The following is a 19,335-nucleotide window of genomic DNA, read 5'->3' on the forward strand; positions in this document are numbered from 1 at the left end:
CGAAAGCCTGCCGACTCGAATCGACTCGGCAGGCTCTAAACGGAGAATTACCAGCGGTAGTGTGCGAAGGCCTTGTTGGACTCGGCCATCTTGTGAGTGTCCTCGCGACGCTTCACAGCGGCACCGAGACCGTTGGACGCATCCAGGATCTCGTTCATCAGACGCTCAGTCATGGTCTTCTCGCGGCGCTGCTTCGAGAAGCCAACGAGCCAGCGAAGAGCCAGAGCGGTGGAACGGCCGGGGCGAACCTCAACCGGAACCTGGTAGGTTGCACCGCCAACGCGGCGGGAGCGAACCTCGAGAGAAGGCTTGATGTTGTCCATTGCCTTCTTCAGGGTTGCGACCGGGTCAGAACCGGTCTTCTTCTCGACACCCTCGAGGGCGCCGTAGACGATGCGCTCTGCGACGGACTTCTTGCCGTCCAGCAGAACCTTGTTAATCAGCTGAGTGACCAGAGCAGAACCGTAAACAGGATCGTTTACGAGGGGACGCTTGGGAGCGGGACCCTTACGAGGCATTACTTCTTCTCCTTCTTAGCGCCGTAGCGGGAGCGAGCCTGGCCGCGACCCTTAACACCCTGGGTATCCAGAGCGCCACGAACGATCTTGTAGCGAACACCGGGGAGGTCCTTCACACGACCACCGCGAACGAGCACGATCGAGTGCTCCTGCAGGTTGTGACCCTCACCGGGGATGTATGCGGTAACCTCGACGCCGCCGTTGAGCTTGACACGAGCGACCTTACGCAGTGCCGAGTTCGGCTTCTTCGGGGTGGTGGTGTACACACGGGTGCACACGCCACGCTTCATGGGGTTGCCCTTCAGTGCGGGCGCCTTGGTCTTAACGACCTTGGGAGTCCGGCCCTTGCGGACCAGCTGCTGAATAGTAGGCACGTTTTCTCCGTTGCTTGATCAGGTTTCTCGTTAGAGAAGCCCGTATAAACTTACTGGCCCCCATCACGTTGGATGGGTGCTCTCGGTTATCAGAAACGCTCGGATGCATATCCGGTTGGTTTCTATAGGTTCCTCGACATCTCGGCGAGTTCTCAGGGCTAAAATTCCTCACCGTCAGAGGTGAAAAAGTTTTTGGGCACACTTAAAAATGGCATTTAGGCGTCAGCAAAAAGCAACGCCAAAGGACGGTATCCATACTGCCATTGATTCATCATGCCCGTGCCCTCGGGAAATATCCCGCGTAAACCCACCGGGGGTGGATCCTTGTGCACCGAGCTCAAGTACTTCGGATAAGACTATACAGGTTAAATCCCACTTAATCTAGCGCCAGATCTGGGATTCTTCGCTTTAATGCCCCACCCAAGGGGTTAAATCCAATGATTTACCTCACTTAAATTACATTGTTGAGATTTATCCCTTCCCCGTGACCTCTTTGAGGCAACCTAAAACAGAAAGCCGCCAAGAATCACGCACACGATTCTTGACGGCTTCAATACTTGCGGGAGGCGAGCGCAAAACCGCACCCGCCTCCCGCAAAAGAGTATTCAGTTGGGAGTTCACCCGAGCAGCTACCAGGCTACACCACCTGGAAGACTCGAGTCTGACCCTCAAAGGGGGTGATAGTCTTCGCATTCTTCTTGGCATTGCCGTAATAGCGAATGCGGTACTGACCCTTAGGAGTATTTGCCGGAACGCTCCAACGCACCGTCACCTGAGAAGCAGACACGCCAATGCGCTTCCACTCAAAGAAGGTGTCCGGATTGTTATCCGCGGTGTAGTACTTCCAGGTATTACCCACACGACGCTCAATCACGAAGTAGCTACCATCGTGATGCATGTTGTTATTCGGGTGCGCACCCACAAAACGTGCTGATACCTCCTGACGGCCGGCAATAGCATCCTGGGGCTGCTGGGTCACCTGACCGTAGCGCGTACCAAACATCGGAGTGTCGTAGACGACCTTACCCTGCAGGCTGGCTACCGGGCGACGATCATTCGGACGATCACCGATACCCAGAGGGGTGCCGTTCTTCAGGGAAGTTCCAACAACGTTAATAGTCTGGCGGAAGGCACTGGAGGTGTAACGGCCAAAGAGGGTCGCGCCGCCTTCGTACTGCTGCGAGTCGTATTCCTCGGGGGTCGTCACGTAGTGATCGTAGGCATTGGTGTAGCCCTGCAGAATGATGTGCGATTCAGGAACGCCGAAGAGCTTGGCAGCATCCTGGCGGTACTGCACACCTACCGCACCGGTGAACTCGCCGGGCATACCCAGCAGGTAGTAGTCACCGAAGCGCATAATCTGCACCGGATACTTTTCCTGAATGATCGTTCCATTTTTTGCAGAGAAGAGAATACCCTTCGGCTGCTGGCAACGCGTCTGCGCCGCACTCGGTGTGAACACCAAAGTACCCAGAATAGAGGGGCGACCCGAGCCTTCCTTATAGACAGCCCAACCGCCGCCGCCGTCCTCAGTGGATCCGGCGCCGAACGGAGTACCCAGGAAGCCCTGGCAGGTGCGCTCATTATGGCCACTACCGGTGTACTTGGCATCCACGTTCATACCCGAGAAGTTGAAGTACGAAATGCGCGAATCCAGACCCTTACCCACCGGAGTACCCGAGCTCTTGAGCTGAGAACGCACGGCGTTAGCCTGCTTCTCACCTTGAATCTTCACGTTCTTGAACTGGTCATTGGTCGGGCCCTGGCCGGGCTTCAACCAAGTATTCGGGGAAACGTCACCAGCATTAGCATTTGCAAACGCCGCCACGAAACCATCGCCACTACCGGGAACATTGCGATCAACACCGTGGTCCTGAGTCTCCAGCAGGTATTCCGCATACCCCTTGTTATCGCTCGAAATCAGAGTATTCTTCGAGGTCAAAGACGTCGGGTGAATCGCGAACCAGTTCAGCACCGCACGAGTCTTGCCGTTACGTTCCAAACGCAGAGTCATATTGGTCGGATCGGTACCGCCGGGCAACTTAGAACGCAACTGAGGAGAATCCAGATTAAACGCCTCACGGGAACGGTTAGCACCAACACCGGTCAGCTTCGAAGAAGAAATCGTCAGGTTACCAGGAGCCAGATCCTTGGTTGCCTGGCGGATTGCCTTCAGCGAACCGTTCACCTGGGCATTGAAGGTGTCCTGATGGAAGCCCAGAGTCGTAATGTTGTACAGACTCTGGTGCGTAATACCACCCGGAGTTGCGTGGGTGTGAGTCGCGGTAATCATAATGTTCGACTCGTCGTACGCGGAGCCAAACTCTGCACGGATGCGCTTCACCAGTTCATCACGCAACGACTGCCAACTGGTCAGCGTATCAAGCACAACGATGAGGTTGCGCTTACCCGAGGCGCGGTCCACAGCAATGAAAGCACGTGCGTACTGACGAGTATGCACACCACTACCCTTCTGGGAAGAGTCGCCGTAGCCCATGAAGCCGACTTCACCGGGCTCGCCGGTAATATCCGCCGCACCCGCACCTACCAGGTAGGGGGTAGCGCTGGAGCTCTGAGAGGCAGGAGCTGCCGTCGCAATCTGGCCGGCGGGAAGAATTGCGGATGCCGCAATAAGGCATGCTGCACCAATTCGAGTGAGAGAATGCACGGGCGCCTTAAAGCGCGAAAAAACAGAGGAGCGCTTTTGCTCCCCTGCAGACAAGGAAGAATTCTGTTCAGATTCGTGAGACTGTGCTACTCCGGAAGACAGTCGGGTGCCTCGAGTTGCCACCCGTCCGGAAGAGAATGGAGTGATATGCATGCCTTCAAGAATAGAACCTAGTCAAAGGGCTTTCCAAGTTGAATTAGCATTGTTCAAATATAGAATATTCACTCTTTTTATACTGGCAAGAAAAACGAGCAAACATTCTGTATATTGCACTCCTGCGGCGAAATACAAGGATTCTCGCAAGAATTGTGCATCATCTTATTTCTTACCCAGTCAAGAAATTTTCTCGCTTTGAAAAATAATGCACTCCAATGATTTTTTGATAAATAAATTCGCCCACTAGGCAGAAAATATTACAACCTTCCCCTGAAGGATAAAGAACACTAAAGCACTGCTTAAAAGAAAAGCCGCCTCCCTAATCATTAAACAAAGAACGCGGATACCCGAGACAACTCGAGTATCCGCGTTCTTTATCAGGGACCAGGTCAGGAGTCTAAACCCCCAACCTGCCCCTCAGGGCAGAAGCCTTAGTCCAGACCACGACCGTACTCATCCAGCGAAACAGCCATAAAGCCGCCGTTGCCGTAAGTGTACACCTCGTTATCCATCTGGAATGCGCTCGGGTAACCGCCGAAAGTGTCCAGAGCCTGCATACGCTCCGCGGTAGCCTGAGCGCTGGGCTCAACCTCAATATCGTTGTAACGTGCCAGACCGGTACCGGCGGGAACCAGCTTACCGATGATCACGTTCTCCTTCAGGCCGAGCAGCGGGTCAGTCTTCGCCTCCATAGCAGCCTGAGTCAGGACGCGGGTGGTCTCCTGGAAGGAGGCCGCCGACAGCCAGGACTCGGTAGCCAGCGAAGCCTTGGTAATACCCATCATTTCCGGACGGCCAGCTGCGGGCTTCTTACCCTCAGCCAGTGCCTTGCGGTTAGCAGTCTGGAAAGCAATGTTATCCACCAGCTCACCAGGCAGCAGATCGGTATCACCGGACTCAATCACGGTCACGCGACGCAGCATCTGGCGAACAATAACCTCAACATGCTTGTCGTGGATTTCCACACCCTGCGACTTGTACACGCCCTGAACCTCGCTCACCAGGTGCTTCTGAGCCTCACGAGGACCACGAATACGCAGAACCTCCTTCGGATCAACAGAACCGGTAGCCAGCTGATCGCCAACCTGAACGTGATCGCCGTTCTGCAGCTTAGAAGCTGCACGACGCAGAACAGTGTAGGACTGGGGCTCGGAACCATCGTCCGGGGTCACCACAATCTTGTAGGACTTCTCGGTATCCTCAATGGTCACGCGACCGGACACCTCAGAAATCGGGGCAACACCCTTGGGGGTACGAGCCTCGAACAGCTCCTGAATACGGGGCAGACCCTGAGTAATATCGTCAGCCGAAGCCACACCACCGGTGTGGAAGGTACGCATGGTCAGCTGGGTACCGGGCTCACCAATCGACTGAGCCGCAATAATACCAACAGCCTCACCAATGTCCACCAGCACATTCGAAGCCATCGAACGGCCGTAGCACAGTGCACACACACCAATAGCGGACTCACAGGTCAGAACCGAACGGACGCGAACATCCTTCACGCCTGCCTTGAAGAGCTTCTCAATGAGCTCATCAGAGACATCGGAACCAGCAGCAGTCAGAACGTTGCCAGCCTCGTCCTTCACGTCAACCGCAAGGGTACGACCGTGAATCGAAGTCTCGACATCCTGGTGCAGACCGCCATCCTCATCAATCAGAGGCAGAACCAGACCGCGGCGAGTGCCACAGTCGTGCTCGCGAACGATAACGTCCTGCGAAACGTCCACCAGACGACGAGTCAGGTAACCCGAGTTAGCGGTACGCAGTGCGGTATCCGCCAGACCCTTACGTGCACCGTGGGTCGCGATGAAGTACTCCAGAACCGACAGGCCCTCACGGTACGAGGACTTAATCGGGCGAGGCATAATCTCACCCTTCGGGTTCGACACCAGACCGCGGATACCCGCAATCTGACGGACCTGCATCCAGTTACCACGTGCACCGGAGGTCACCATACGGTAAATGGTGTTCAGACCACCGTGAGAGCTCAGGTTCTCACGCATAGCCTCAGCAACCACGTCGGTAGCCTCAGTCCAAACCTTAATCAGCTCCTGACGACGCTCTTCGTCATCGATGGTACCGATCTCGAAGTCGTCCTGAATTGCAGCAGCCTGCTTCTCGTAGCGCTCCATAATTGCCGGCTTCTCAGCGGGAGTAGCAATATCGGAAACAGCCACGGTCACGCCCGAACGAGAAGCCCAGTAGAAACCGGAGTTCTTCAGGTTATCCAGAGCACGAGCCACAACATCCATCGGGTAACGCTCAGCCAGATCGTTAATCAGGCTACCCAGGCCCTTCTTATCTGCCACGCCGGAGAACCAGGGGTAATCCTTCGGCAGAGCCTGGTTGAACAGAACCTGACCAACGGTGCAGTCCAGCAGGACAGGGTCGCCAGGCTTGTAACCCTCGGGAGCTTCCCAGCCCTCAGGAGCAACAAACTGGTCACCATCAAGGCGAATCTTCACCTTGGTGTACAGCTCAATCTCGTGACGATCCATCGCCATCAGAGCCTCAGACACCGAGGAGAATGCGTGACCCTCGTTCTTCTGACCATCGCGAGGAGTAGTCAGGTGGTACAGACCAATGATCATATCCTGCGAAGGAACAGCCACAGGGCGGCCATCCGACGGCTTCAGGATGTTGTTCGAGGACAGCATGAGGATACGAGCCTCAGCCTGAGCCTCGGGAGACAGCGGCAGGTGAACTGCCATCTGGTCACCATCGAAGTCAGCGTTGAACGCGGAGCAAACCAGCGGGTGCAGCTGAATAGCCTTACCCTCAACCAGCTTCGGCTCAAACGCCTGAATACCGAGGCGGTGCAGAGTAGGTGCACGGTTCAGCAAAACCGGGTGCTCAGCAATAACCTCTTCCAGAACGTCCCAAACCTGCGGGCGGAAACGCTCAACCATACGCTTAGCGCTCTTAATGTTCTGAGCGTGGCTCAGCTCCACCAGACGCTTCATAACGAAGGGCTTGAACAGCTCCAGAGCCATCTGCTTGGGCAGACCACACTGGTGCATCTGCAGCTGGGGACCAACCACAATCACGGAACGACCCGAGTAGTCAACACGCTTACCGAGCAGGTTCTGGCGGAAACGACCCTGCTTACCCTTCAGCATGTCAGACAGAGACTTCAGGGGGCGGTTACCGGGGCCGGTCACCGGGCGACCGCGACGACCGTTATCGAAGAGCGAGTCCACAGCTTCCTGCAGCATACGCTTCTCGTTGTTCACGATAATCTCCGGAGCACCCAGCTCCAGCAGACGCTTCAAACGGTTGTTACGGTTAATCACACGACGGTACAGGTCGTTCAGGTCGGAGGTCGCAAAACGGCCACCATCCAGCTGAACCATCGGGCGCAGTTCCGGCGGAATAACCGGAACGACATCCAGGACCATACCCAGCGGAGAGTTGTTAGTGGTCAGGAAGGCGTTAACAACCTTCAGACGCTTCAGAGCGCGGGTCTTCTTCTGACCCTTACCGGTCTGAATAATCTCCTTGAGAGCCTCAGCCTCTGCCTCCAGGTCGAAGGACTCCAGACGCTTCTTAATAGCCTCTGCGCCCATCGCACCCTCAAAGTACAGGCCGTACTTATCAATCATGGAACGGTACAGCGCCTCGTCACCCTCAAGGTCAGCGACCTTCAGGTTCTTGAAGCGGTCCCACACGCGATCCAGGTGCTCAGCCTCACGCTCGTAGCGCTTACGCACCGACGCGAGCTGACGCTCAGCGTTATCGCGCAGCTTACGCTTCTCAGCAGCCTTGCCGCCCTCTGCCTCAATACGAGCCAGCTCAGCCTCAACCTCACGGCTGATAGCGTTCACATCAGCGTTCAGAGCAGCCTCAAGCTCCTGCTTCTCACGGTCGTGAGCAGCCTGCAGCATGGGCAGATCCTCGTGACGAGCCTCCTCGTCAACCTTAGTGATCATGTAGGCAGCGAAGTAAATGACCTTCTCCAGGTCCTTCGGAGCCAGATCCAGCAGGTAACCCAGGCGGGAAGGAACACCCTTGAAGTACCAAATGTGGGTGACAGGAGCAGCCAGCTCAATGTGGCCCATACGCTCACGACGTACCTTAGAGCGGGTCACCTCAACACCACAGCGCTCACACACGATGCCCTTGAAGCGCACGCGCTTGTACTTACCGCAGTAGCACTCCCAGTCCTTGGTGGGGCCGAAGATACGCTCGTCGAAGAGGCCGTCCTTCTCGGGCTTCAGGGTACGGTAGTTGATGGTCTCGGGCTTCTTAACCTCACCGAAGGACCAACGACGGATGTCGTCGGCGGTGGCGAGGCCAATTCGCATCAAACCAAGCGAAGATTCGTTGGACATATCGGTCCTAATCTCTTTCTGTAAGTTTCTGAAGACTTGGGTTAGCGGGCGGGAACCCCACAACGCACGCGAGCGCATGCGGGGCTCCCCACCCTAGAAGGAGGCGGTGCTTATGCCTCGTCGACGGAGCTAGGCTCGTCGTGGGTCAGGCTCACGCCCATATCTTCTGCTGCCCGGAAGCCTTCTTCCTCCGAGTCGCTCATCTCGATAATCTTGCCGTCAGTGGAGAGCACCTCGACGTTCAGGCACAGAGACTGCATTTCCTTGATAAGAACCTTGAAGGATTCGGGGATACCCGGCTCAGGGATGTTCTCGCCCTTCACGATAGCCTCGTAAACCTTCACACGGCCCGCCACGTCATCGGACTTGACGGTCAGGATTTCCTGCAGGGTGTATGCGGCGCCGTATGCTTCCAGCGCCCACACTTCCATCTCACCGAAGCGCTGACCACCGAACTGCGCCTTACCACCCAGGGGCTGCTGGGTAATCATCGAGTACGGACCGGTGGAACGAGCGTGAATCTTGTCATCCACCAGGTGGTGCAGCTTCAGGATGTACTGGTAACCAACCGAAATCGGGTCCGGGAACGGCTCACCGGAACGGCCGTCAATCAGACGTGCCTTACCGGAACGGTTAATCAGGCGGTCGCCATCGCGGTTCGGGTTCGAGTGATCCATGAGGTCGAACAGCTCGTCCTCGTGGGCACCGTCGAACACCGGGGTTGCCAGGCGGGTCGGGCCGGATTCCTTCGGGAAGTTCGGCATGTGCTTGAGCCACTCGGGCTCGCCCTCAATCTTCCAACCCTGCTTAGCCAGCCAACCGGTGTGGACTTCCAGAACCTGACCAATGTTCATACGACCGGGCACGCCCAGCGGGTTCAGGATAACGTCCACGGGGGTACCGTCTTCCAGGAAGGGCATATCCTCGATCGGCAGGATCTTGGAAATAACACCCTTGTTACCGTGGCGGCCTGCAAGCTTGTCACCGTCGGTAATCTTACGCTTCTGAGCCACGTACACGCGGACCAGCTGGTTCACGCCCGGGGGCAGATCGTCCTCATCGTTGTTCTCGCGGTCGAAGATGCGGATACCGATGACGGTACCGGACTCGCCGTGAGGAACCTTCAGGGAGGTGTCGCGAACCTCGCGGGACTTCTCACCGAAGATTGCGCGCAGCAGGCGCTCCTCGGGGGTCAGCTCGGTCTCACCCTTGGGGGTGACCTTACCGACGAGGATGTCGCCAGCCTCAACCTCGGCACCGATGTGGATGATGCCGCGCTCGTCCAGAGCCGAGAGAACATCCTCGGACACGTTCGGGATATCGCGGGTAATCTCCTCGGGGCCCAGCTTGGTGTCGCGGGCGTCAATCTCGTGCTCCTCAATGTGGATCGAGGTCAGCACGTCCTCAGAAACCATGCGCTGGGAGAGGATGATCGCATCCTCGTAGTTCAGACCTTCCCACGGCATGTATGCCACGAGCAGGTTCTTACCCAGTGCCAGCTCGCCGCCGTCGGTGGAGGGGCCGTCAGCGATAACGTCGCGGTATTCGACGCGCTGGCCTTCCTTCACCACAACGCGCTGGTTGTAGCAGTTACCCGGGTTCGAACGGGAGAACTTCATGATCGGGTAGGTGGAGACAGAGCCGTCGTCGTTACGGACGATAACGGTCTTAGCGTCCACGGAGGAAACCACACCGGGCTTCTTCGCGAGCACGGAGTCACCGGAGTCCAGTGCTGCGTACTTCTCCATACCGGTACCAACCACGGGAGCCTCAGACTCCAGCAGGGGCACAGCCTGACGCTGCATGTTAGCACCCATCAGTGCTCGGTTAGCGTCGTCGTGCTCCAGGTAAGGAATCAGGGCGGTAGCCACGGACACCATCTGGCGCGGGGAGACGTCCATGTACTGAACGGCACCGGGAGCAACCAGAACAGCTTCGCCAGAACCATCGCCTGCACGGCAGAGAACCTCGTTCTCAGCGAAGGTGCGGTCCGGGTTCAGCGGCGCGTTTGCCTGTGCAATAACGACAGACTTCTCGTCGTCTGCAGTCAGGTAGCGGACCTCATCGGTCACGCGGCCATCAGTCACCACGCGGTAGGGGGTCTCGATGAAACCGAAGGAGTTGATGCGACCGTAGGTTGCCAGCGAACCAATCAGACCAATGTTCGGGCCTTCAGGGGTTTCAATGGGGCACATACGACCGTAGTGCGAGGGGTGGACGTCTCGAACTTCCATGCCTGCGCGGTCTCGGGATAGACCGCCCGGGCCCAGTGCGGACAGACGACGCTTGTGGGTCAGACCCGCCAGCGGGTTGTTCTGGTCCATGAACTGGGACAGCTGAGAAGTACCGAAGAACTCCTTGATAGCTGCCACAACGGGGCGGATGTTCACCAGGGACTGCGGGGTGATAGCGTCCACGTCCTGGGTGGTCATGCGCTCGCGAACCACGCGCTCCATACGGGACAGACCGGTACGGATCTGGTTCTCAATCAGCTCGCCCACGGTGCGGATACGACGGTTACCGAAGTGGTCGATATCGTCGATGTCGACCTTCAGGGAGATTTCCTCACCGTCACGGACGCCGGGGATGCTGGTCTCGCCTGCGTGCAGAGCGCAGAGGTAACGAATCATCTGAGCGATGTCGTCCTGGCTGAGCACGGAGGCTTCGGGGGAATCCAGGGGAACGTCCACGCCGAGCTTACGGTTCAGCTTGTAACGGCCGACCTTTGCCAGGTCGTAGCGGCGCGGGGTGAAGTACATATTGTCCAGCAGAGCCTGGGCAGCCTCAACCGTCGGGGGCTCACCCGGGCGCAGCTTGCGGTAGATGTCCAGCAGAGCCTCGTCGCGATCCTTGACGGAGTCCTTCTCGAGGGTTGCGCGGATGGAGTCGTACTGACCGAACTCAGCCAGAATCTTGGACTCGGTCCAGCCCAGGGCCTTCAGCAGAACGGTCACGGACTGCTTACGCTTGCGGTCCAGACGGACGCCCACCTGGTCGCGCTTGTCAATCTCAAGCTCAAACCATGCACCGCGGGAGGGAATCACGCGGGCCGAGTAGATGTCCTTATCGGAGGTACGGTCCGGAGCCTTCTCGAAGTAAGCGCCCGGGGAACGCACCAGCTGGGAAACGACCACACGCTCAGTACCGTTAATAACGAAGGTACCGGCCTCGGTCATCAGGGGGAAGTCACCCATGAACAGGGTCTGCTGCTTGACCTCGCCGGTAGCGAGGTTCATGAATTCAGCCTTAATGTACAGCGGAGCCGAGTAGGTTGCGTCGCGGTCCTTGCACTCCTCAACAGAGTACTTGGGGTCAGCAAACTCAGGCTCAGAGAAGGAGAGCTGCATAGTCTCCTGGAAGTCACGAATCGGGGAGATTTCTTCAAAAATCTCAGCCAGACCGGACTGAGCGGGAACAGAAGTGTCACCAGCAGCCTGCGCCTTTTCCAGACGCTCCAGCCAACGCTCGTTACCTACGAGGCGGTCGAAGCTATCGGTCTGGATAGCAAGCAGGTTGGGAACCTTCAGCGGTTCGTTAATCTTCGCGAATGAAATTCGGCGCGAGACGTTCTCTGCGCCGTTAGCGGCGTCATGGTTAGAGGTGCTCGAAGCGACCAAAATGGGGATCCTTCCACAGACATGTCTGTTAGCAATCAGCCTCCCGGCGACATTACCGGCGACATGACAACCTCAGCCCCCGAATAGAACGGTGCTCGAAGCTATAGAGTCGGACGGAAAAACGTCACCTTCAGCCCGTGCCCACCGCTATATGAAGGCACAAAGGTTAGGGAAAGCGTAAATACTAACGATACAGGAAGAAATCCCTTCTGTCTACCACACCCTCATCAGGAGTGCAAACCTGCCACGGCGTGCACCTAGCATTCCACCACATTCACAGCCAAACCGCCCATGGACGTCTCCTTATAACGGTGAGACATATCCAGACCGGTCTGACGCATCGTCTCAATCACCTGATCCAACGACACACGGTGCGTACCATCGCCACGCAACGCCATACGAGCCGCCGTCACAGCATTCGACGCGGCCATCGCATTACGCTCAATACACGGAATCTGCACCAGACCACCCACCGGGTCACAGGTCAGGCCCAAGTTGTGCTCCATCGCAATCTCAGCAGCGTTCTCGACCTGCTCGGGGGTACCACCCATCACCTGCGCCAAACCGGCTGCAGCCATCGAGGAGGCGCTACCCACCTCACCCTGGCAGCCCACCTCAGCACCAGAAATCGACGCGCGCTTCTTATACAGCACACCCACAGCAGAAGACGCCAAGAAGAAATCAACAACAGCCTGATCGCGAGCAGCCTGACCGCAATGGCGAATACCCTGCGTGTAATTCATCGCGTAATGCAGCACCGCCGGAATAATACCCGCAGCACCATTCGTCGGAGCAGTCACCACACGACCACCAAAAGCATTCTCCTCATTGACCGCCAAAGCAATCAGGTTCACCCAGTCAATAGCGAACTCAGGAGACTTCGAAGGATCCTCCACCATCAAATCGCGGTGCCACGCACCCGCACGGCAACGCACCTTCAGCGGACCAGGCAAATAACCCACACGCGCCAGAGAAGAGCCAATGCACTCCTTCATCACACGGTAGATATGCAGGATGCCGTCACGGACCTCCTGCTCAGAACGCAGCGAACACTCATTCGCCATCTTCAACTGCGCAATCGACAGTCCAGACTCGTTCGCCATCTCCAACAGCTCAGTAGCCGAACCAAACGGATACGGAGGGTTCATCAGCGACGCGCCACCGGTTGCCTCCTCATCACCCTCAACGATGAAGCCACCACCAATCGAATAGTAGGTGCGCTCCAACAGCAGCTGCTCACCCTCAAACGCCGCAATCTTCATACCGTTCGTATGACGCGGAAGAACCGTCAGAGGGCGCAGAGTCATATCCAGCTCACGGTAATTCACCACCGGGCCGTACACCTTCTGCTCCTCACCACCGGGAGCCGTCACACCGTAAGCAGAGGACGGATAACCCGCCAACGGCAACGTACCATCCACGCTATTACGCTCAATCATCGCCTCAGAATCAGCGATATTGATAGTCTCCGGAACAAAACCGCACAGACCCTTCAACGCCGCGCTCATCGTGCCGTGACCGGCACCAGTAGCCGCCAACGAACCATACAGGTCAATATGCACACCCGTCACGCGATCCAGCAGACCCTCATCAATCAGCTCCGCCACAAAACGATTCGAAGCACGCATCGGACCCACCGTATGCGAACTCGAAGGACCCACACCAATGCTGAACATCTCAAAAACACTGATGTCATACGGCAGAGCCTCTGCCTTCTTCTGGGCGCTACTGGGTGCGCTCTGGTTAATAGCCACGTTCTGTCCTTCGAAATAGTCGTCTGTGTGCCGCCCCAAAAGATATGCGCCCCTCAACGGAGGAACCACACATCAATCTGCGGTCTATAAGTGCGGACAATCACCCTTGACTGGCCGCTCTAATCCTAACGCACTTCAGAACCATCACAAACTAAGGCTCAGAACACCTCACCCACTCCCCCCACTACTCAGACCCGCATTACAGCGCAGAAAAGGCGCCGTGCCCACACAGGACACGACGCCTCTCCCCTACAGATAACCTGCAGAAAAAATCTTACTTCTCACGCTTGTAGAACGGCAGAGCCACAACATCAAACGGAGCACGCTTACCGCGGATATCAACATCCACAGTAGAGCCAACCTCAGAGAACTCACGGTTCACCAGAGCCATAGCAATCGGGAAGCCCAGAGTCGGGGAAGGAATACCGGAGGTAACCTCACCAATCTCATTACCCTCAGCATCCACCAGCTTAGAGCCGGCACGAGCAGGGCGCTTAGCCTGAGCCTTCAAACCAACCAGAATGCGCTTGGACTCACTCTTAGCCAGCTCAGTCAGAGCCTCACGACCCACGAAGTTAGCTGCCTTCTTCTCCAGAGCAATCTCAACCAGACGGCCCAGACCGGACTCGAAGGGGGTAATGTCCAGACCCAGCTCGTGACCGTACAACGGCATACCAGCCTCAAGACGCAGGGAGTCACGAGAAGCCAGACCCGCAGGAATCATGCCGAAAGGCTCACCGGCAGCAGCCAGCTTATCCCACAGCTCAACAGCATTCTCATTCGGAACAAACAGCTCGAAGCCATCCTCACCGGTGTAACCGGTACGAGCCAGCAGAACATCAACGCCAGCAACAGTCAGCGGAACCGAAGCGTAGTACTTCAGCTCGCGCACAGCCTCTTCATCAGAAACACCCGCAGCCAGCAGGATCTCCTCAGCACGGGGACCCTGAACAGCAATCAGAGAAGTCTGATCCGACTCATTCACGAACTCAACATTGAAATCGCCCAGGCGCTCGCTCATCGCCGCGAAGTCAGTGTCAATGTTCGAAGCGTTCGGAACGACCATGAATTCCTCATCGCCCAGACGGTAAGTAATCAGGTCGTCAATCACGCCGCCCTTATCGTTGACCAGAATTGAGTACTTCGCCTTACCAACCTTCAGGATGGACATGTTCGACACCAGAGCGTAGTCCAGGAACGCACCCGCATCCGGGCCGGTCACACGGAACTCACCCATGTGAGACAGGTCGAAAATACCGGCACGAGTACGGACAGCCTCGTGCTCAGCAACGTCGTTAGCGTACTTCAGGGGCATATCCCAGCCACCAAAGTCGGTGAAAGAAGCGCCCAGCTTCTCGTGAACCGGGTACAGGGAGGTCTTCTTGGGGGACATTGGATTCTCCTCACGCACAGCTTTGTGCTGTTATCGTTCAATCGTCGTAGATTTTCATCCACCCCCGCAGACACCAGATACGCTGCGGAGGCGACCCCCACCCGCCCCCAGAAACCTGAGGACGGGTGAGGTAGGTAGACTGCTACAGCCTACCCAGGAGCGTTACAGGCTCCTTATGCTTCCAGGTCGAAAGCCTCCATCGGGGGGCATTCGCACACGAAGTTACGGTCACCGCCGGCGCCGTCAATACGACCCACCGAAGTGAAGTACTTGTTAGCGCGCAGGCTCGGGACAGGGAAAGCTGCCTGAGTACGGCTGTAGGGGCGGTCCCACTCATCAGCGCTCACCACGTCAACGGTGTGCGGTGCGTTGCGCAGAACCGAATCCTCCACAGCGACCTTGCCCTCAGCCACCTCGATAATCTCGTCGTAGATGGTTTCCATTGCCTCAATGAAGCGGTCCAGCTCTTCCTTCGACTCAGACTCAGTCGGCTCAACCATCAGGGTGCCCGGAACCGGGAACGCCAGAGTCGGAGCGTGGAAGCCGAAGTCCATCAGACGCTTGCAGACGTCCTCAGCAGTCACGTGAGACTGGTCGGTCAGCTGACGCAGGTCCAGGATGCACTCGTGAGCGACCAGACCGCCGGGGCCGGTGTACAGCACCGGGTACTTGTCGTTCAGCTTCTTCGCAATGTAGTTAGCGTTCAGAACCGCGTACTGCGAAGAGTCCTTCAGACCCTGAGCACCAGTCATCGCAATGTACATCCAGCTAATCGGCAGAACACCGGCAGAACCGAAGAACGCCTGCGAAATCGGCAGAGCAGCATCGTTGGGGAGCTTACCCTCAGAGTCAGCGCGGTATGCGTCACCCGGCAGGAACTTCGCCAGGTGCTCACGAACAGCCAGCGGGCCAACACCGGGGCCGCCACCACCGTGAGGAATGGAGAAGGTCTTGTGCAGGTTCAGGTGCGAAACGTCGCCGCCGAACTTACCGGGCTGAGCGAAGCCCATCTGAGCGTTCAGGTTCGCGCCATCCAGGTACACCTGACCGCCAGCCTCGTGAACCAGCTGGCAAACCTCAGCAACCTGTTCCTCAAACACACCGTGAGTGGAGGGGTAGGTAATCATGATGCCGGCAACCTTGGGACCGTACTTCTCAATCTTTGCCTTCAGGTCGTCAACATCAATCGAACCGTCAGCAGCGGTTGCCACACCGGCAACCTTCAGACCAGCCAGAGCAGCAGATGCCGCGTTGGTGCCGTGCGCAGACAGCGGAATCAGAACGGTATCGCGCTCGTGGTCGCCGTTAGCCTCGTGGAAGGAACGGATCGCACGCAGACCAGCGTACTCACCGGTCGCACCCGAGTTCGGCTGCAGGGACACAGCATCGTAACCGGTAATAGCAACCAGCCACTCGCTCAGGTCCTTAATCAGCTCGTGCCAGCCCTCAGCCTGATCCTCCGGGACCAGCGGGTGGATGTTCGCGAACTCGGGCCAGGAGATGGGCTCCATCTCAGCAGCCGCGTTCAGCTTCATGGTGCACGAACCCAGCGGAATCATGGTGCGGTCAAGTGCCAGGTCCTTATCAGCGAGGTGACGCAGGTAGCGCATCATCTCGGTCTCGGAGCGGTACTTGTGGAAAATCGGGTGCTGCATGTAGTCATCGGTACGCAGCAGCTCAGCGGGCAGATCGTACTGTGCGTCTGCCTCGCCGAGGGTGCCACCTAGAGCCTCAACAAGGCTCTTCAGCAGTTCCTCGCCGTGAGACTCACCCACGGAAATACCGACGCGGTTCTCGTCGAAGCGGCGGATGTTCACACCAGCTTCCAGGGCCTTCGCAACCAGCTCGTCGGCGCGGCCAGCAGCCTCCACCACGACGGTGTCGAAGAAAGTATCGTGAGCGATACCGTAGCCCGCAGCCTTCAGCGCAGTAGCAACACGAGCGGCGTTGGTGTGCAGGCGGTCCGCGATAGCGCGCAGGCCCTCAGGACCGTGGTACATCGCGTAAGCGCCAGCAACAATAGCCAGCAGAGCCTGAGCAGTACAAATATTGGAAGTAGCCTTCTCGCGGCGGATGTGCTGCTCACGAGTCTGCAGAGCCAGACGGTACGCAGGCTTACCGGCAGAGTCCGTAGAAACACCCACCAGACGGCCAGGCATGGTACGCTCCATACCCTTGTGAACAGCCATGTACGCAGCGTGCGGGCCACCGAAGAAGAAGGGCAGGCCGAAACGCTGAGTGTTACCCACAGCGATATCAGCACCCAGCTCGCCCGGAGACTTCAGCAGGGTCAGAGCCAACAGGTCAGCGACCACAGTGACCAGAGCGTTACGCTCCTTAGCGGCCTTAATCAGCGGCTCAATATCGCGAATATCGCCTTCATTACCGGGGTACGCCAGGACGATACCGTACAGGTCACCCTCGGGCAGGCCCTCAGAGAAATCAGTAATGACGAAGGGAATGCCGAGCATCTCTGCACGGCCACGAGTCACCGAAATAACCTGAGGCAGGCAACGGGAGTCAATAGCGAAGAAGCCGTTCTTCACCTTGCGGTTTGCACGGTGCATCATGACAGCTGCTTCAGCCACTGCGGACGCCTCATCCAGCAGGGAGGAGTTTGCAATCTCCAGGCCGGTCAGCTCCATCACGGTGTTCTGGAAGTTCAGCAGAGCCTCCAGGCGACCCTGAGAAATCTCAGCCTGGTACGGGGTGTAAGAAGTGTAGAAACCGGGGTTTTCCAGAATATTACGGCGCAGAACAGCGGGAGTTACAGCATCGTAGTATCCGGCACCAATCATCTGGGCAAGAACCTTATTCTTCGCAGCATAGCCGGCAATCTTTGCCTGAGCCTCATGCTCCGACAACGGAGCAGGCAGCTGCAATTCGCCGTCAAGGCGAATCTGAGAGGGGACGACAGCGTCCATCAGCGCATCCAGGGAAGAGTATCCCAGGGTTTCGAGCATCTGCTCTGCGTCTGCGGAACGGGGGCCGAGATGACGATCAATAAAGGACATAGGATTCTCCTATTGGTCGGCGCAAACCGTAGAGGGGTCACGTCGCGCTATTGCGACGAGTCGAACACTTTAAGTGTCCCACATCTCCACAAAGTTTCGCTAGCTTTACCAACATTCGACATGCCCAAACATCAAACTCTTCTCCCCCACCAAAGCCCACCCCGTTAGACGAAAAACAGCTGAAAAGCACAAAGTCCGGCTCGTCCTCTCCGAAGAGAAAACGAGCCGGACTCAGCCAAAGCAAACTTCACATACACCCCACAGAAGGATGTACTAGAAGACCCTACTTAGCGTGGTTAGGCTTGCCGCCGTGCGGCACCAGGAATGCCGACAGGAAAGCCAGAGCCGCAGTCACAGCCAGCAACATCAGACCGATGAAGTAGTTGTTCTCAGTCTGGTTGTAGGTTGCGCCCATCACCAGCGGCGGGAAGAAACCACCCAGAGCGCCAGCAGCAGCAACCACACCGGACACCGCACCAACGTTCTTCGGATCAGCCGCACGAGCCACCCAGCCGAAGACCGAGCCGTGGCCCAGACCCAGAAGAGCAGCCATCAGGATGAAAACAGCACCATACACGTGCTCAGCATCAGGCTGGAACGCGGTAATAACTGCCAGGATCACCACACCACCCAGGGAGATGAGGGTGATAATCTTCGGACCGAACTTATCAGCCAGCACACCACCGAAGGGACGAGCAATCACAGCAGCAACCGCAAAGCCAGCCGCACGCATACCAGCGTCGTTAGCGTTGAAGTTGTAGATGTTGCTCAGGTAAGTAGGCAGGTAGTTCGAGAATGCCACGAACGCACCGAACACAACAGCGTAGAGGAAGCACAGCTGCCAAGTGGTCTTCACCTTGAATGCCTGAACAATCTTCGGCATCAGCGGAGTAACCTCACGGCCGATGGTTGCCGGAGAATCCTTCAAGAAGAAGAAAGAGATAGCAGCGGTTACAGCACAGATAACAGCAATCAGAACGTGAGTCTGGAAGTAACCAATACCCTGCACCAGGCGGGGGGTAGCGAATGCAGAAATTGCAGTACCCACCATGCCGGCACCGAACACACCGGTCGCAAAACCCTTCTTGGAAGCGTCATACCATGCGGAACTGAAGGGAATACCCACAGCGAACACGGTACCCGCAATACCCAGGAAGAACGCCACAACAAGCAGCATGGGCAGCGAGTTCATCTGACCAGCAACACCAACCAGGAAGACCAGGGGTGCGCTAATCGCCAGAACAGCGGTGAACATAATACGACCACCGTAGCGGTCAGTCAGACCGCCAACAGGAATACGGCCGATAGCGCCGATGAAAATCGGCATAGCAACCAGAAGGCTGGTCATACCAGCGTCCAGGTGCATCTGCTTTGCGTACATCTTGGCCAGCGGGCCAACAACGGTCCACGCCCAGAAACCAATGGTCGAGGCGAAGGTTGCAAGCAGAACGTTACGGAGCTGACCATTCTTCAGGTCGTAGCTCGGTGCAGCAGGGGTGCTCATATT

Annotated in this window: 9 protein-coding genes; all 9 read right to left on the reverse strand. The window is 57.1% G+C overall.

The features are described from left to right. Positions 1 to 47: 47 nt before the first annotated feature. Positions 48 to 518 (reverse strand): 30S ribosomal protein S7, encoded by a 471-nt coding sequence (rpsG, locus tag AB8E48_RS02070; protein ID WP_005504941.1) that lies wholly within the window; start codon positions 516 to 518, stop codon positions 48 to 50. Continuing rightward, positions 518 to 892, reverse strand: coding sequence for a 30S ribosomal protein S12 (gene rpsL / locus AB8E48_RS02075; protein ID WP_005504939.1), 375 nt, complete (start codon positions 890 to 892; stop codon positions 518 to 520). Before rpsL ends, rpsG begins: the two co-directional genes overlap by 1 nt. Positions 893 to 1,529: 637 nt before the next feature. Further along, on the reverse strand, positions 1,530 to 3,560 hold the full coding sequence (locus tag AB8E48_RS02080) for a neutral/alkaline non-lysosomal ceramidase N-terminal domain-containing protein (protein WP_368885597.1): 2,031 nt from the start codon (positions 3,558 to 3,560) through the stop codon (positions 1,530 to 1,532). Between the two features lie 587 nt (positions 3,561 to 4,147). Continuing rightward, the gene (locus tag AB8E48_RS02085) at positions 4,148 to 8,050 is read right to left on the reverse strand and encodes a DNA-directed RNA polymerase subunit beta' (RefSeq protein ID WP_368885598.1); all 3,903 of its coding nucleotides are present in this window, start codon (positions 8,048 to 8,050) and stop codon (positions 4,148 to 4,150) included. A gap of 110 nt (positions 8,051 to 8,160) precedes the next feature. After that, complete coding sequence (rpoB, locus tag AB8E48_RS02090; RefSeq protein ID WP_368885599.1) at positions 8,161 to 11,667, reverse strand: DNA-directed RNA polymerase subunit beta; 3,507 nt, start codon at positions 11,665 to 11,667, stop codon at positions 8,161 to 8,163. A 257-nt stretch (positions 11,668 to 11,924) separates the two neighbouring features. Further along, a complete protein-coding gene (locus AB8E48_RS02095; protein WP_368885600.1) occupies positions 11,925 to 13,421 on the reverse strand; it encodes an L-serine ammonia-lyase in 1,497 nt (498 codons plus the stop codon). A 274-nt stretch (positions 13,422 to 13,695) separates the two neighbouring features. After that, entirely contained in the window at positions 13,696 to 14,814 is a 1,119-nt protein-coding gene (gcvT, locus tag AB8E48_RS02100; RefSeq protein ID WP_368885601.1) for a glycine cleavage system aminomethyltransferase GcvT, read from the reverse strand. Positions 14,815 to 14,987: 173 nt separating this feature from the next. Continuing rightward, entirely contained in the window at positions 14,988 to 17,828 is a 2,841-nt protein-coding gene (gene gcvP / locus AB8E48_RS02105; RefSeq protein WP_368885602.1) for an aminomethyl-transferring glycine dehydrogenase, read from the reverse strand. A 283-nt stretch (positions 17,829 to 18,111) separates the two neighbouring features. Beyond that, a complete protein-coding gene (locus AB8E48_RS02110) occupies positions 18,112 to 19,332 on the reverse strand; it encodes a nitrate/nitrite transporter (protein ID WP_368885603.1) in 1,221 nt (406 codons plus the stop codon). Between the last annotated feature and the right edge of the window lie 3 nt (positions 19,333 to 19,335).

It is taken from the genome of Rothia mucilaginosa, assembly GCF_964211445.1.
GTDB classification, from domain to species: domain Bacteria; phylum Actinomycetota; class Actinomycetes; order Actinomycetales; family Micrococcaceae; genus Rothia; species Rothia mucilaginosa_E.

Bases quoted from the DNA above. Each gene is read 5' to 3' on its own strand.
- gcvT (WP_368885601.1), bottom strand. From the start codon at position 14,814: ATGTCCCCCAAGAAGACCTCCCTGTACCCGGTTCACGAGAAGCTGGGC.
- AB8E48_RS02085 (WP_368885598.1), bottom strand. From the start codon at position 8,050: ATGTCCAACGAATCTTCGCTTGGTTTGATGCGAATTGGCCTCGCCACC.
- AB8E48_RS02110 (WP_368885603.1), bottom strand. From the start codon at position 19,332: ATGAGCACCCCTGCTGCACCGAGCTACGACCTGAAGAATGGTCAGCTC.
- gcvP (WP_368885602.1), bottom strand. From the start codon at position 17,828: ATGTCCTTTATTGATCGTCATCTCGGCCCCCGTTCCGCAGACGCAGAG.
- rpsG (WP_005504941.1), bottom strand. From the start codon at position 518: ATGCCTCGTAAGGGTCCCGCTCCCAAGCGTCCCCTCGTAAACGATCCT.